The sequence below is a fragment of the Pseudomonas inefficax genome (genome assembly GCF_032164165.1).
Taxonomy (GTDB): domain Bacteria; phylum Pseudomonadota; class Gammaproteobacteria; order Pseudomonadales; family Pseudomonadaceae; genus Aquipseudomonas; species Aquipseudomonas inefficax.
The window spans coordinates 3,033,985-3,047,866 of the sequence record NZ_CP134401.1; the positions used below are offsets into that span (position 1 = coordinate 3,033,985).

The following is a 13,882-nucleotide window of genomic DNA, read 5'->3' on the forward strand; positions in this document are numbered from 1 at the left end:
ACCCGCGAAAAGGCCACGCGGTGCATGGCACCGGCTTCGCCGGTGTTCGCGGGTAAACCCGCTCCCACAGGGTCTGCAGTCAGCGACGGATATGCCTGAGTGGTACACTGTCCGCCACATAGCCTGAATATAAAGAGGGGAGGCCAGGCTGTACCGCAGCCTGTAGCCTCCCCGAGCGTTTCTGGACTAAGCATGAGAATACTGATCATTGGCCCCAGCTGGGTCGGCGACATGGTGATGGCGCAGACCCTGTTCCAGTGCCTGAAACAGCAGCACCCCGACTGCGTGATCGATGTGTTGGCCCCCGAGTGGAGCCGGCCGATCCTGGAGCGCATGCCCGAGGTCCGTCAGGCCCTGAGCTTCCCGCTCGGCCACGGCGCACTGGAACTGGCCACGCGGCGACGCATCGGCAAGTCCCTGGCCGGCCAGTACGACCAGGCCATCCTGCTGCCCAACTCGCTCAAGTCGGCGCTGGTGCCGTTCTTTGCCGGTATCCCCAAGCGCACCGGCTGGCGCGGCGAAATGCGCTTCGGCCTGCTCAACGATGTGCGCAAGCTGGACAAGGCCCGCTACCCGCTGATGATCGAGCGCTTCATGGCCCTGGCCTACGCACCCGGCGCCGAGCTGCCGCAGCCGTACCCGCGCCCCAGCCTGCAGATCGAAGCGCAAAGCCGCGACGCCGCCCTGGCCAAGTTCGGCCTGGAGCTGGACCGCCCGGTGCTGGCGCTGTGCCCAGGTGCGGAGTTCGGCGAGGCCAAGCGCTGGCCGGCCGAGCACTACGCCAGCGTGGCCGATGCGATGATCCGCCAGGGCTGGCAGGTGTGGCTGTTCGGCTCGAAGAACGATCACCCGGTCGGTGAGCAGATCCGCGATCGGCTGATCCCGGGGCTGCGTGAAGAATCGTCCAACCTTGCCGGGGAAACCTCGCTGGCCGAAGCCATCGACCTGATGTCCTGTGCCCATGCCGTGGTGTCCAACGACTCCGGCCTGATGCACGTGGCCGCCGCGCTGAACCGCCCGCTGGTGGCCGTTTACGGCTCGACCTCGCCGGGCTTCACCCCGCCGCTGGCCGAGCACGTGGAAGTGGTGCGCACCGGTATCGAGTGCAGCCCGTGCTTCGACCGCACCTGCCGCTTCGGCCATTACAACTGCCTGCGCCTGCTGGAACCTGGCAAAGTCATTGCCGCCCTGCACAGCCTGAGCGGGCCGGACCTGATCGATACCGTGGCCGAGGTCGACTAAGTGCGGGTACTGATCATCAAGACTTCGTCGCTGGGGGATGTGATCCACACCTTGCCGGCGCTTACCGATGCGGCCCACGCCATCCCGGGCATCCGCTTCGACTGGGTGGTGGAAGAAGGCTTCGCCGAAATCCCCAGCTGGCACCCGGCGGTCGACCAGGTGATCCCGGTGGCCATCCGCCGCTGGCGCAAGAACCTCTGGCAAACCATCAAGAGCGGCGAGTGGAAGGCGTTCAAGCAACGTGTACGCGAGCGCAAGTACGACCTGGTGATCGACGCCCAGGGCCTGGTCAAGTCGGCCTGGCTGACCCGCTATGTGAAGGCGCCGGTGGCTGGCCTGGACCGCTACTCGGCCCGCGAAGGCTGGGCCAGCCGCTTCTATGACCGGCGCCTGTCGGTTGCTACCGGCCAGCACGCGGTAGAGCGGGTGCGCCAGCTGTTCGCCATGGCCCTGGCCTATGACCTGCCGGAAGGCATCGGCAATTACGGCCTCGACCTCGAGCGCCTGCAACTGCCGCCTGCCGCCCCCTATGTGGTGTTCCTGCATGGCACCACCTGGGCGACCAAGCACTGGCCCGAAGCCTACTGGCGCGAACTGGCCGAGCGCATGGGCCGGCGCAAGCTGGAGGTGCGCCTGCCGTGGGGCAACCCTGCCGAGAAGGCGCGGGCCGAGCGCATCGCCCAGGGGTTGAACAATTGCCAGGTACTCCCCAAATTGAACCTTGCCGGCGTCGCCCGCGTGTTGGCGGCGGCAAAAGCCTGTGTGGCGGTCGATACCGGCCTTGGCCACCTGGCGGCGGCACTTGATGTGCCCACCATTTCGCTGTTCGGCCCGACCAACCCGGGCCTGACCGGCGCCTACGGACGGACCCAGATTCACCAGGCCAGTGACTGGCCCTGCGCGCCCTGCCTGCAGAAAAAGTGCACCTATAAACCGAGCGCCGACGACCTGCGCCGGTTCGATCTGAAACGCGAGTGGCCGCTGTGCTTCACTCGCCTGAATCCCGAGCATGTGGCGAGCCGCTTGAGCGCGTTGCTGCTGGCTGAGGATGTCCGTTGATGCAACTGGCTTTCGTACTTTACAAATATTTCCCCTTCGGCGGGCTGCAGCGCGACTTCATGCGCATTGCCCTGGAATGCCAGAAGCGGGGCCATCAGATCCGTGTGTACACGCTGATCTGGGAGGGTGACATTCCGCCGGGCTTCGAAGTGCTGGTGGCGCCGGTGAAGGCGATTTTCAACCACCGCCGCAACGAGAAGCTCAGCGCCTGGATGGCCGCCGACCTGGCCAAGCGCCCGGTCGACCGCCTGATCGGCTTCAACAAGATGCCTGGGCTGGATGTGTACTACGCCGCCGATGGCTGTTTCGAGGACAAGGCGCAGACCCTGCGTGGCGGCCTGTACCGCCGCTGGGGCCGCTACCGGCACTTTGCCGAGTACGAACGTGCGGTGTTCGCCAAGGATGCCCATACCGAAGTGCTGATGATTTCCGAAGTTCAGCAGCCGCTGTTCATCAAGCACTACGGCACCCCGGTGGAGCGTTTCCACCTGCTGCCGCCGGGCATTTCCCAGGACCGCCGCGCGCCGGCCAATGCCAGCGAGATCCGCGCGGAGTTCCGCAAGGAATTCAACCTGGGCGACGACGACCTGCTGCTGGTGCAGATTGGCTCGGGCTTCAAGACCAAGGGCGTCGACCGCAGCCTCAAGGCCCTGGCCGCACTGCCTTCGGCCCTGCGCAAGCGCACCAGGCTGATGGTGATCGGCCAGGATGACCCCAAGGTGTTCCAGCTGCAAAGCGCTACCTTGGGCCTGGGCGATCAGGTGCAGTTCCTCAAGGGCCGCAGCGACATCCCGCGCTTCCTGCTGGGCGCCGACCTGCTGATCCACCCGGCGTACAACGAGAACACCGGCACGGTGCTGCTCGAGGCGCTGGTGGCCGGCCTGCCGGTGCTGGTCTCCAAAGTGTGCGGCTACGCCCACTACATTGCCGAAGCCGACAGCGGGCTGGTGCTGGACGAGCCGTTCGAGCAGGAACAGCTCAATGGCTACCTGCAGCGCATGCTCGAGGACCAACAGGCCCGCGCCAGCTGGTCGCGCAACGGCCTGGCGTTTGCTGAAACCGCCGACCTGTACAGCATGCCGCAGCATGCCGCTGATGTGATCCTGGGGCAGGAGTCCGCATGAAGCTGATACTGGCCGAACCGTTCAAGCGCCTGTGGGCCGGGCGTGATGCCTTCGATGCCGTTGAGGCGCTGCAAGGCGAGGTCTATCGCGAACTGGAAGGGCGCCGCACGCTACGCACCGAAGTCGCTGGCGAGGGCTTCTTCGTCAAGATCCACCGCGGCATCGGCTGGGGCGAGATCTTCAAGAACCTGCTCACCGCCAAGCTGCCGGTGCTCGGCGCCGGCCAGGAATGGCAGGCCATCCAGCGCCTGCACCAGGTTGGCGTGCCGACCATGACTGCCGTCGCCTATGGCGAGCGTGGCAGCAACCCGGCCGCGCAGCACTCGTTCATCATCACCGAAGAACTGGCGCCGACCATCAGCCTGGAAGACTTCAGCATCGACTGGGTCAGGCAGCCGCCCGAGCCGCGCCTCAAGCGTGCGCTGATCGCCGAAGTGGCGAAGATGACCGGCGGCATGCACCGCGCCGGGGTCAACCACCGCGACTGCTACATCTGCCACTTCCTGCTGCACACCGACCGCCCGGTGACGGCGGACGACTTCAAACTGTCGGTGATCGACCTGCACCGCGCGCAGACCCGGGCGAGAATCAGCCGCCGCTGGCGCGACAAGGACCTGGCCGCGCTGTACTTCTCGGCGCTGGACATCGGCCTGACCCAGCGCGACAAGCTGCGCTTCCTGCGCAGTTACTTCCAGCGCCCGCTGCGGCAGATCCTGAAGGGCGAAGCCGCACTGCTCGCCTGGCTGGAGCGCAAGGCGCAGAAACTCTACGATCGCAAGCAACGCTATGGGGATGCACTCTGATGGCGGGGTGGACACTGGCGCCGGGCTATGAACACCTGGCGGCGGACTTCGGCAGCCTGGAAGCGGTATTTGCCCTGCAAGGCGAGCGCCTGACCCGCGACCCGATCAGCGAGGTGGTGCGCGTCGAACGTGGCGGGGTCAACTACTACGTCAAGCGTTACACCGGGGCCGGCAAGCACATGCGCCGTTACCTGGGCCGGCCGCGGATCAAGGCCGAATGGCAGAACCTCAAACAGTTCGACAAATGGGGCATCCCCACTGCCGAAGTGGTGGCCTGGGGCCTGGAGCGCAATGGCCTGGCTTTTGGTCGGGGGGCGATGATCACCCGCGAACTGCCACGCACCGAAGACCTGTCGGCGCTGGCCGAGCGCAACGATGCACGCTTGGCCGATCGCGCCTGGGTCGGGCATGTCAGCAGCCAGCTGGCGCGCCATACTCGGGTCATGCACCAGCACCACTTCGCCCATAACGACCTGAAGTGGCGCAACCTGCTGGTCGACGACCATGGCACGCTATTCTTCATCGACTGCCCCACCGGTGATTTCTGGCGCGGCTTCATGTGGCGGCACCGGATGATCAAGGACCTGGCGTGCCTGGACAAAGTGGCCAAATACCACCTGTCGGCAACCCAGCGCCTGCGTTTCTACCTGCAATACCGTGGCCGCGACCGGCTGAATGTGCGTGACAAGAAACGCATTCGCCAGGTGGTGAGCTTTTTCGAGGGAAGGGAATGACCGATTATCTGGCCAGCGCGGACATCGCGCTGCTCAAACGCCATGGCCTGGACGACTTCGAGGCGCTGTGGGCGCTGCAACTGGATGCCGTGGACGAACCAAACACCGGCCGCGGTGGCTGGAGCAGCGTGTTCCGCCTGGAGCTCGAAGGCAAGGGCTACTACCTCAAGCGCCAGAGCGACTACCTGACCCGTACCCTGCACCGGCCATTTGGCGAACCGACCTTCGCCCGCGAATTCCGCAACATCAGCCGTTACCAGAAGCTGCAGATTCCGGCCTTGCAGGCGGTGTTCTATGGCGAGCGCAAGCAAGGCGGCACGCACCGGGCGATCCTGATGACTCGCGCCCTGGACGAATGGGCCGACCTCGACAGCCTGCTGGCCCGGTGGCCACAACTGAGCGATGCTGAACGCAACGGCGTGCTGCAGGCTTGCGGCCAGCTGGCGCGTACCCTGCACAGCGCCGGCCAGGTGCATGGCTGCTTCTACCCCAAGCACATCTTCCTGCGCCAGCGCCGCGAAGGCTGGGACGCGCAACTGATCGACCTGGAGAAGACCCGCCCCCTGCTGTTCGGCATGCGTGACCGTCTCAAGGACCTTGAGCCGCTGCTGCGTCGCGCCCCTGTCTGGAGCGGGCGCGATGTACGTAGCTTGCTGGCCAGCTACCTGGCGCAGCCTGCCGACGGCACGCTGGTCGATACCTGGCTGCAACGCCTGACGCAACGCCGTCGTGAAAAAGAGGCCCGCTGATGCGTTTGTCTGAATTGAAAGAGGCCGGGCGCAGCCCTTCGTTGCCCCTGAGTATCACCCTGGCCGATGCCGCCGGCACGGCCGACCTGCAATTGCTCAGCCTGCTGCGCGTGCTGCCGGGCCAGCGCTATGTGGGCGCCGGCGTGTGGCGCGGTACACCGGTGTTGGCCAAACTGCTGGTCGGTGGTAACGCTGCACGGCATTTCCAGCGCGAACTGCAAGGCGTGAAGCTGCTGGCCGAGCAGGGCCTGACCACGCCGAAGCTGCTGGCCGATGGCCTCAAGGAAGGCGAGGGTGGCTGGCTGCTGTTCGAGTTCCTCGACGGGGCCGAAAGCCTGGCCGATGCCTGGGCGGCAGTGGAGAGCTTGCCGGTGCTGGCCGATGAGCAGCATCTGGTGCTGGGCGAGGCGCTCACCGCAGTGGCGCACATGCACGCCCAAGGCCTGTGGCAGGAAGACCTGCACCTGGACAACCTGCTGCGCCATGGGGGCAAGCTTTACCTGATCGACGGCGCCGGCATCAAGGCGGAAACACCTGGCCAGCAGCTGTCGCGCCCGCGTGTGCTGGAAAACCTTGGGGTATTCTTCGCCCAGCTACCCAAGCGCCTGGAACCGTTCATCGAAGAGCTGCTGGTGCACTATCTGCTGGCCAACGCCGAGCATGCGTTGCCGCTGGAAGCCTTGCAGAAGCAGGTGGACAAGGTGCGCAGCTGGCGCCAGAAGGATTACCTGGAAAAGGCTGGCCGTGAATGCAGCCTGTTCAGTGTCGAGCGCAGCCTTTCGGGCTTGCGGGCGGTCCGCCGCAACGAGGTTGAAGCCATGCTGCCGGTGTTGGAGCAGGCCGACGCGTTGATCGACCAGGGCCACCTGTACAAGACCGGTGGCGCTGCCAGTGTGGCGCGCATCGAGGTTGGCGGCCGCACACTGGTGCTCAAGCGCTACAACATCAAGAACACCGCACACTGGTTCAAGCGATTCTGGCGGCCGAGCCGGGCCTGGCATTCGTGGATCGAAGGGCATCGCCTGGAGTTCCTCGACATCGCCACGCCGCGCCCGTTGGCGGTGCTGGAGCAGCGGGTCATGGGCCTGCGCAGCCGTGCCTACCTGGTCACCGAGTATGTCGATGGCCCGGACCTGGCCGAGTGCTTCGCACCCTATGTGGAAAACGGCGATGCACCCGAAGAGCAGGTCGATGCCCTGGTACATGTGATGCAGCAGCTGATTCGCGAGCGTATCAGCCATGGCGATTTCAAGGGCCATAACCTGTTCTGGGACAACGGCCAGTGGTCGCTGATCGACCTCGATGCCATGTGCCAGCACGCCACCCAGCTCAGCTTCGCCCCGGCCTACGCCCGTGACCGGGCGCGGTTGCTGCGCAACTGGCCGAGTGGCAGTGCCCTGCATCAGCGGCTGGACCGGCTGCTGCCCAGGCTGGCCGAGTAATCCGCCGGCAGTGTCAGCCAGTCGCTGCTGCGGCCTGGCTGGCGCACGCGAATGCGCCACTGGCCGTCCTGGCGGCGCAGCACCGCCCAGGCGTGCACCGCGCCGAGCGCGTGTTGCGGGATGCCTAGATGGTAATGGCCTGGGAGCAGGTGCCGGCGCACCGGTAGCTGCTTGCCCGCCAGCAGCAGGTAAAGTTGCCCATCGGCCTCGTACAGGTCGTCCTCGGTCGCTAGCGCCAGGCCTTCGCGTTCGGGTTGCAGGCGGCAGGTTTCGAACAGGTGGCTGAGGTCGGGCAAACCGTCGTGCCAGAGCACGGGCGAGTCGACCACCCAGGTACCATCGCGAAGGCGCTTTAGCGGCAGTTGCACGTAGGCGTCCGGCTGCCTGGGGTCCAGTGCCCGCCAGCGCTGGCCGTCGAAGTTTACGCTGTACATGCGCCCATGGCTGTCCTTGACGAAATAGCGGTCCGGCCCTGCTGTAGCACTGATCTGTTCGTAGACCTTCTCCCCGTGAATACCGTCGATCCGGTAGCGCAGCTTGCTGATGTCGACCGCGGCTTCGTGGCTTTTCGGTAGCGGCCTCGGTGGCTGTGGTGGCAAACCGCGCAGGGCCCGGCGCATCAAGGTTGAGCCGGCAAAACTGTTTAGCCCGTCGGCGGTGTGGCTGAGCGCGGCAATGGCGTGGTGCAGGGTGGCTTCGTAGTCGTCCCGATGCATCGCTTCCACGCCATCCCAGATGGAAATGGCCATGCGCCCGAAGGCCAGTGCCGACATGGCGGGTGCAGGCAGCACCAAGCTGATCAGGTCGAGGATAAGGCGCAGGGTGGCCAGGCTGAACTCGCCCAGCACTTCGTTGTTGCTGCGGCTGTTGCTGTCGGCCTCGGCCATCAGCATTTGCACCTCTGCCCGGTAGCAGGCTTGGTACAGGTTGCCGGTAATGATCGGTCGTTGCACGTAGGGCCCCAGGCGCCCCATGCGCAGCAGTTTGTCCAGCCGTTTGCGGTTGGCTTGGGGCGCCCGTTGAATCACGTATTCGCGCAGCGCCGGGGTATTGCGCAAGGTCCGTAACAGGTCGCGGGTGTTGCGGAATTCGCGCCAGGCACGGCGGTCGGGCGCATCCGGGGTGTAGACCACCAACGACTGGACACTGGCGACCTCGGCATTGAGCAGCAGTACACCGTGCAGGGTATGGCCGTCGATGAGCAACTGGCGGACCACGATGCGGTGTTCCTCGATGGTCGGCCGCCAGCCGCTGTCTGGGTAGTGAATGATTGCCCTGACCCAGCGATAGCCCTGCTCCAGCGGGTCGTTCAGGAAGTGCCCGGCGTAGCGGGCCTTGGCCGCTTCGGCGTGCATGCGCGCACGGTTTATGGCGCCATGGGCCTGCATGCGCCAGCGACCGGCGGCGGAGTCGAGCAGGTGGTGGCGCAGGTAGCGAAGGTAGCCACTGCCAGCATCCAGGTTGCGCACCAGTCGTTTGACATGCGCAGGCGTGAGCCTGGGCAAGGCGCTTCCGTCAGCGCGCTGGACCCGGGCGGTCAGCCAGTATTCGACATCGAACCAGGCGATGTTGAGCAGAGCCAACTCGTCCAGGCGGTAGCTGAGCGGTACCATTTCGATGGTATCGCCCACCTGTGGGCGGCTTGCTGCTGCGATGTAGCTGGAGGGTGCCAGCGGATTCAGCAGCGGGCCTTTGCGCCGGGCCATGGTGACCTTGACGAGGATCTGCTCGGCAGGCGTGTGGATGCCGTGTTCCCGGCGCAGCTGTTCGCCCAGGCGGTCACGGACCCATGCCAGCAAGTGATTATGCTGGCTGAACTGCTCCAGGGTCAGCAGCCCGGGCGCGGCGGCCTGGGTGATGGCTCCGGCGAGCTCCTGCATGGTTTGCATGATGTGCGCCAAACCTTGTGCGGAAGCATTGCGCAGCCAGCTGGGCAAATGTTTTTCCAGCAGCAGTGCATAACGCGTGGCCAGGGCATGCTTGCAACCCATGAGGCTCAGCAAGCCTTGCTGGTTGGCCAGCATGGCGCTGAAGTCTGCCAGGTCGGGCGCATGCTCATGCTGCCAGGCGGTTTGCCAGGTAATTGCCAGGCGTTCGCGCTGCACATCGATCAGGTCTTGAACCTGCTGCTCGACCATGTCCTCGGCAAACCACTCGTAACGCAGCTGGTCTGCTTGCTGAATCAGTTGCTGGTCTTCAATGCGAGGCAGCAACTGCAGCATGGGTTGGCTTTGCAGCGGGTCGTCGAGACGTTCGCACAGCTCGGTGTGCAGTTCGGCGAGGTTGGCGAATGCCTCGATGCCATGTGAAAGGCTGCACAGCAAGGCCAGGCCGCTGGCTGTGCCGGGTAATGCAGCGCTGCCCTCCGGGCTACCGGCCACCAGCACCAGTGCGCCCCGCAGATGCAGCCGGCGGTTGGGGCTCAGGCTGCTGAAAACCGGGCGGTACAGCTGTGCGCGCTGCATGGTGGGCAGATGTCGGCGCTGCCAGGCCCGTGGCGAAGCCAGGCAGGTGCGTAGCAACACGATAGCATCGTAGCCGAGGGTCTGGTCGGCCAGACGCAGCTCAAGCTCCGCAAGCAGCTGCTCGTGACGCAGTTGCAGCAAGCGCTGGAAGCGGCTTTGGCCCCCGGCAGGGGCTTCCTTCCAGAACAGTGCCAGGTCACCGAAAAAGCGCTGGCGCAGCTGCAAGTGCGCCAGGCCGTCGACCGGGGCGGGCTGCCCTCGTTGCAGGGCAGTGATCTGGGTGTCCAGGGCTTCGAGGCGTTGTAGCGGGGTCATGGTGTAGTTCCGTGGGTTAAGGGAGCCACACCATGTCGAGGCAATGTGCGAGGTGGGTGGTAGCCGGTTATTGCCGGCGCCGGGGCCACAAGCCACGCAGGCCCAGCACGGCCGAAACGCCCAGGCCTAGCCAGGCGAGGCTGTCCCAGATGCCGTCGCCCAGCAGGGCTGCGAATAACCCGCCGGCACTGAGCAGGGCGATAAGCGCCGGCCAGGCGTAGATGCGCCGGGTTGACCGCGACTTGTGGCTCATGCGGTTGCCCCCTTGGGCTTGCGCTGCTTGCCCCACCACAGGTACAGGCCACTGCCGAGCACGATGATGGTCAGCACGTCGAGCACGGCCCAGAGGACCTGCATCGGCCGCCCTCCGTAATCGCCGAAGTGCAGCGGTTGCGACAGGCCCATGGCGTCCATGTACCAGGGGCGTTCACCGACCGCAGTAACTTCCAGCGTGCGTGCATCGATCAGCACCGGGGTGAGCAGGTGCGAGGTCAGGTGCGTGGCGCCTTTCATGAACACCGCGTAGTGGTGTTCGCTGGAGAAGCGGGTGCCGGGGAAGGCGATGAAGTCCGGGCGCATGCCGGGTGCGGCCTGTTCGGCGATGCCTAGCAGGCGGGTGGCCGGGGCGCGCTCGATGAGCGGTGGGGCATCACGGTAGGGCGCGACCATGGCGGCCAGGCTGTCATTGCGCCAGGCGGCGATGACCAGGTCGGACAGGGCGCTGATCACACCGGTCACGCCTACCGTCAGTGCCCAGGCCAGGGTGACCACGCCGATCAGGTTGTGCAGGTCGAGCCAGCGCAGGCGGCGGGATTTGCCGTGGCGTACCGTAGCGAAGTCCAGGCGGCGCATGAATGGTGCATAGAGCACGGTGCCGGAGATGATCGCCACGACGAACAGCACGCCCATGAAGGCCAGCAGAAGCTTGCCGGGCAGGCCGGCGAACATGTCCACATGCAGGCGCAGCATGGTCATCATGAAGCCGCCGTTGGCGGCCGGCATGGCCACGGCTTCGCCGGTGCGGGCGTCGAGCATGAAAGTGTGCGACGAATTGGGTTCGGTGCCGGCGGTGGCAGCGGTGATGGCCACCAAGCCGTTGGCTTCGTCCTCGTCGTAGCCAAAGTACTGCATGACCTCGCCGGGGCGGTGCTGCTCGGCCTTGATCACAAGCTGCTGCAGGTCGAGGTGTGGGGTGCCTGCCGGCATTTCGCGCAGTTCGGGCGCGTCGCCGAGCAGGTGTTCGAGTTCGTGGTGGAAGATCAGCGGCAGGCCGGTGAGCGCCAGCAACAGCAGGAACAGGGTGCAGACAAGGCTGCTCCAGGTATGGATTGTGGACCAGCGGCGAATGGTTGGGCTTTTCATCACGATACCGGTGTTTGCCTGTTGGAACCTGGGGCCGCAGTGCGGCCCAATCGCCGGCAAGCCAGCTCCCACAGGTACAGCGCAGGCCTCGGGCAATGCGCTGAATCTGTGGGAGCTGGCTTGCCGGCGATCGGGCTGCGAAGCAGTCCCTGCTTACTCAGAACTTGTAATTGACACTGGCCACCACGTTGCGCTCGTCGCCGTAGTAGCACCAGTAACCGTCACAGTTGGCCAGGTAGTCCTTGTTGAACAGGTTCTTCGCCTCCACTGCTACCGTCAGGCCTTTCATGCTGCTGTCCAGGCGGCCCAGGTCGTAGTGCACCGAAGCGTCGTACACAGTGTACGAACCCACATGGGCCAGTTCGGTGTTGGCCGTGTTGCCGTAGGTGTCACCCACATAGCGCACACCACCACCAATGCCGAAGCCGTCCAGTGGCCCGCTGTGCCAGGTGTAGTCGGCCCACAGGGTTGCCTGGTTGCGCGGGATCAGCGCCATGCGGTTGCCTTTGTCGTCACCCTTCAGGATCTCGGTGTCGGTATAGGTGTATGACGCGATGGCCTTGAGGTTCTCGGTAACCTGAGTGGAGGCCTCCAGTTCGACGCCGCGAACCTGCAGTTCACCCACCTGGCGGGTGATGCTGCCTTCCGTGACGCTGACGTTCTGCTGCTTCAGGTCATACACCGCTGCAGTGAGCAGGGTGTCAGTCCCGACGGGCTGGTATTTCACACCCACTTCATACTGGCGGCCTTCGGTTGGTTTGAACGATTCCGTGGATTTGACGTTGGCACCACTGGCCGGCTGGAACGACTCGGTGTACGAGAAGTACGGCGTGATGCCGTTGTCGAAAACGTAACTCAGGCCGACGTTGCCGCTGAAGGCTTTGTCGCGCTGGGTATTGGTTGCGTCGGCGCTGTTGTGGAACACAGTGCCGGTGTGAATCCAGTCTTCACGACCACCCAAGGTCAGGCGCCAGTTGTCGAGTGACATCTGGTCCTGAACGTAGGCACCTGTCTGGTGGGTTTTCTGCTGGAAGTCCTGCATGGCAAAGTAGGTGACGTTCGACAGGTCGGCGCCATATACCGGGCGGTTGACATTGATCGGAGGCACGCCCATGCCATACAGCCATTGATAATTGGTATTCGAACGCTGATGGTCCAGGCCCAGCAGCACTGTGTGGCTGATGTCGCCGGTCTGGAAGTCGGCCTGGAAGTTGTTGTCGACGGCGAACTGGCTGATGTCTTCGTTGACGATACCCGACTCGCGATTGACGTTGCCATCGGCATCGATGCTGTTGATGGTGGCTACCTGCACGGCCTGGAACGACAAATCGCTCTTGGTGTAGCGCAGGTTCTGGCGGAACTGCCAGGTGTCGTTGAGTCGGTGCTCGAAGGCATATCCCAACGCGTAGTAGCTGCGGTCGTAGAAGTCCCAGTCCGGTTCGCCAAGGTTCTTGTGGTGGGAAATCTTGCCGGTCGGGCCGTCCAGTTTGGTTCCTTGTAGTGGCAGGAACTGACCAGTGATACCGGTATCGTCCCGGGTGTACTGAGAGATGAAGGTCAGCTTGGTATCTTCATCGATATTCCAGGTCAGGCTGGGTGCGATGTTGTAGCGCTTGTCCGGGATATGGTCGACGGGTGAATTGCTGTCACGCACCACACCACTCACGCGGTATAGAAACTTGCCTTCGTCGTCGATCTTGCCGGTGCTGTCGAAGTTGATCTGCTTGTGTTCGTTGCTACCCACCTGGGCTTCGATCTGATGCGCACTCTCAAGTTGCGGACGGCGGCTGACCATATCGAGCATGCCGCCCGGTGGTGTCTGGCCATACACCGACGACGCCGGTCCGCGCAGTACGGTAATGCGTTCGAGGTTCCACGGCTCGACCTTGGGATTGGCGAACGAGCCCTTGGGCAGCGGCAGCCCGTCAAGGAACTGGGTCGGCTCGAAACCACGCACACGCAGCCAGTCGGCGCGCGAGTCCGAACCGTAACCACTACTTTGCACGCCAGCGGTGTAGCGCAGGGCGTCATTGAGGTTGAGTACCTGGCGATCGTCCAGTTGCTGGCGGGTGATGACAGTCAGCGAGCGTGGGGTCTCGACGATTGGTGTGTCGGTCTTGGTACCCGCGGCAGTGCGCGTGGCCACGTAGCCGCTGGAGGCACCCCAGGCGCTTTCATAGTTGGAAGTCGCATTGATCGCGGTCTCCGGCAACGCCAGTGTCCCTTCCGGCGTAGCCACCAGGCTGAAGCTGCCCACGCTACTTTGCTGCAGCTGCAGGCCAGTGCCGCGCAGGGCAGCCTGCAGGGCACCAAGGCCATCGTACTGCCCGCTCACCGTGGCCGAGGTACGGCCGCTGACCAGTGCCGGGTCGATGGCCAGGGTAATGCCGGCCTGGCTGGCGATCTGGTTGAGGGTGGTGGCCAGCGGGGCGCTGGGCAGGTCGTAGGCACGCTGAGCGGATTGCTCGGCGGCGAACAGGGCAGGGCTGGCCAATGGCGCGGCCACGGCGATGGCCAGGGCCATCAGGCTGGGGCGCAAGATACGATCAACAGCACGGGACATGCAGCGGCTCCTCGACGGATAAGT

At 64.7% G+C, this 13,882-nt stretch carries 11 protein-coding genes; 7 read left to right on the top strand and 4 right to left on the bottom strand.

Features of this window, described 5'->3' with window-relative positions; translation table 11 throughout:
- The first annotated feature begins 192 nt into the window (after nucleotides 1-192).
- The 7 genes from waaF to RIN61_RS13560 are packed head-to-tail and all read left to right on the top strand — an operon-like array spanning nucleotide 193 to nucleotide 7,153.
- Entirely contained in the window at nucleotides 193-1,242 is a 1,050-nt protein-coding gene (waaF, locus tag RIN61_RS13530) for a lipopolysaccharide heptosyltransferase II (RefSeq protein WP_112251452.1), read from the top strand.
- Nucleotides 1,243-2,301, top strand: a complete 1,059-nt coding sequence (gene waaC, locus RIN61_RS13535; protein ID WP_015268679.1) for a lipopolysaccharide heptosyltransferase I — start codon at nucleotides 1,243-1,245, stop codon at nucleotides 2,299-2,301.
- Nucleotides 2,301-3,425, top strand: a complete 1,125-nt coding sequence (locus RIN61_RS13540) for a glycosyltransferase family 4 protein (protein WP_207878581.1) — start codon at nucleotides 2,301-2,303, stop codon at nucleotides 3,423-3,425. The genes waaC and RIN61_RS13540 overlap by 1 nt, the downstream gene beginning before the upstream one ends.
- On the top strand, nucleotides 3,422-4,228 hold the full coding sequence (gene rfaP, locus RIN61_RS13545) for a lipopolysaccharide core heptose(I) kinase RfaP (protein ID WP_313852346.1): 807 nt from the start codon (nucleotides 3,422-3,424) through the stop codon (nucleotides 4,226-4,228). The genes RIN61_RS13540 and rfaP overlap by 4 nt, the downstream gene beginning before the upstream one ends.
- Nucleotides 4,228-4,962 carry a lipopolysaccharide kinase InaA family protein gene (locus RIN61_RS13550; protein ID WP_112251455.1) on the top strand — a complete coding sequence of 245 codons (735 nt, stop codon included), beginning with the start codon at nucleotides 4,228-4,230 and terminating at the stop codon, nucleotides 4,960-4,962. The genes rfaP and RIN61_RS13550 overlap by 1 nt, the downstream gene beginning before the upstream one ends.
- Complete coding sequence (locus RIN61_RS13555) at nucleotides 4,959-5,711, top strand: lipopolysaccharide kinase InaA family protein (RefSeq protein ID WP_207878579.1); 753 nt, start codon at nucleotides 4,959-4,961, stop codon at nucleotides 5,709-5,711. Before RIN61_RS13550 ends, RIN61_RS13555 begins: the two co-directional genes overlap by 4 nt.
- A complete protein-coding gene (locus tag RIN61_RS13560; protein WP_112251457.1) occupies nucleotides 5,711-7,153 on the top strand; it encodes a lipopolysaccharide kinase InaA family protein in 1,443 nt (480 codons plus the stop codon). The genes RIN61_RS13555 and RIN61_RS13560 overlap by 1 nt, the downstream gene beginning before the upstream one ends.
- Here the strand turns inward: RIN61_RS13560 and RIN61_RS13565 are convergent.
- From RIN61_RS13565 to RIN61_RS13580, 4 genes are all read right to left on the bottom strand, one after another.
- Complete coding sequence (locus RIN61_RS13565) at nucleotides 7,114-9,933, bottom strand: dermonecrotic toxin domain-containing protein (RefSeq protein ID WP_313852351.1); 2,820 nt, start codon at nucleotides 9,931-9,933, stop codon at nucleotides 7,114-7,116. The two genes, RIN61_RS13560 and RIN61_RS13565, sit on opposite strands and share 40 nt — an antisense overlap.
- Nucleotides 9,934-10,000: 67 nt before the next feature.
- Entirely contained in the window at nucleotides 10,001-10,186 is a 186-nt protein-coding gene (locus tag RIN61_RS13570) for a hypothetical protein (RefSeq protein WP_112251460.1), read from the bottom strand.
- Nucleotides 10,183-11,295: a PepSY-associated TM helix domain-containing protein gene (locus RIN61_RS13575; RefSeq protein ID WP_313852353.1), complete on the bottom strand. Its 1,113-nt coding sequence runs from the start codon at nucleotides 11,293-11,295 to the stop codon at nucleotides 10,183-10,185. Before RIN61_RS13575 ends, RIN61_RS13570 begins: the two co-directional genes overlap by 4 nt.
- Before the next feature lie 157 nt (nucleotides 11,296-11,452).
- The gene (locus RIN61_RS13580; protein WP_112251463.1) at nucleotides 11,453-13,858 is read right to left on the bottom strand and encodes a TonB-dependent siderophore receptor; all 2,406 of its coding nucleotides are present in this window, start codon (nucleotides 13,856-13,858) and stop codon (nucleotides 11,453-11,455) included.
- Nucleotides 13,859-13,882: the final 24 nt, after the last annotated feature.

Excerpts from the sequence above, each read along its gene's own strand:
- RIN61_RS13560 (WP_112251457.1), top strand. The coding sequence starts at position 5,711 with ATGCGTTTGTCTGAATTGAAAGAGGCCGGGCGCAGCCCTTCGTTGCCC.
- RIN61_RS13570 (WP_112251460.1), bottom strand. The coding sequence starts at position 10,186 with ATGAGCCACAAGTCGCGGTCAACCCGGCGCATCTACGCCTGGCCGGCG.
- RIN61_RS13565 (WP_313852351.1), bottom strand. The coding sequence starts at position 9,933 with ATGACCCCGCTACAACGCCTCGAAGCCCTGGACACCCAGATCACTGCC.
- RIN61_RS13575 (WP_313852353.1), bottom strand. The coding sequence starts at position 11,295 with ATGAAAAGCCCAACCATTCGCCGCTGGTCCACAATCCATACCTGGAGC.
- rfaP (WP_313852346.1), top strand. The coding sequence starts at position 3,422 with ATGAAGCTGATACTGGCCGAACCGTTCAAGCGCCTGTGGGCCGGGCGT.
- RIN61_RS13550 (WP_112251455.1), top strand. The coding sequence starts at position 4,228 with ATGGCGGGGTGGACACTGGCGCCGGGCTATGAACACCTGGCGGCGGAC.
- RIN61_RS13540 (WP_207878581.1), top strand. The coding sequence starts at position 2,301 with ATGCAACTGGCTTTCGTACTTTACAAATATTTCCCCTTCGGCGGGCTG.
- waaF (WP_112251452.1), top strand. The coding sequence starts at position 193 with ATGAGAATACTGATCATTGGCCCCAGCTGGGTCGGCGACATGGTGATG.
- RIN61_RS13580 (WP_112251463.1), bottom strand. The coding sequence starts at position 13,858 with ATGTCCCGTGCTGTTGATCGTATCTTGCGCCCCAGCCTGATGGCCCTG.
- RIN61_RS13555 (WP_207878579.1), top strand. The coding sequence starts at position 4,959 with ATGACCGATTATCTGGCCAGCGCGGACATCGCGCTGCTCAAACGCCAT.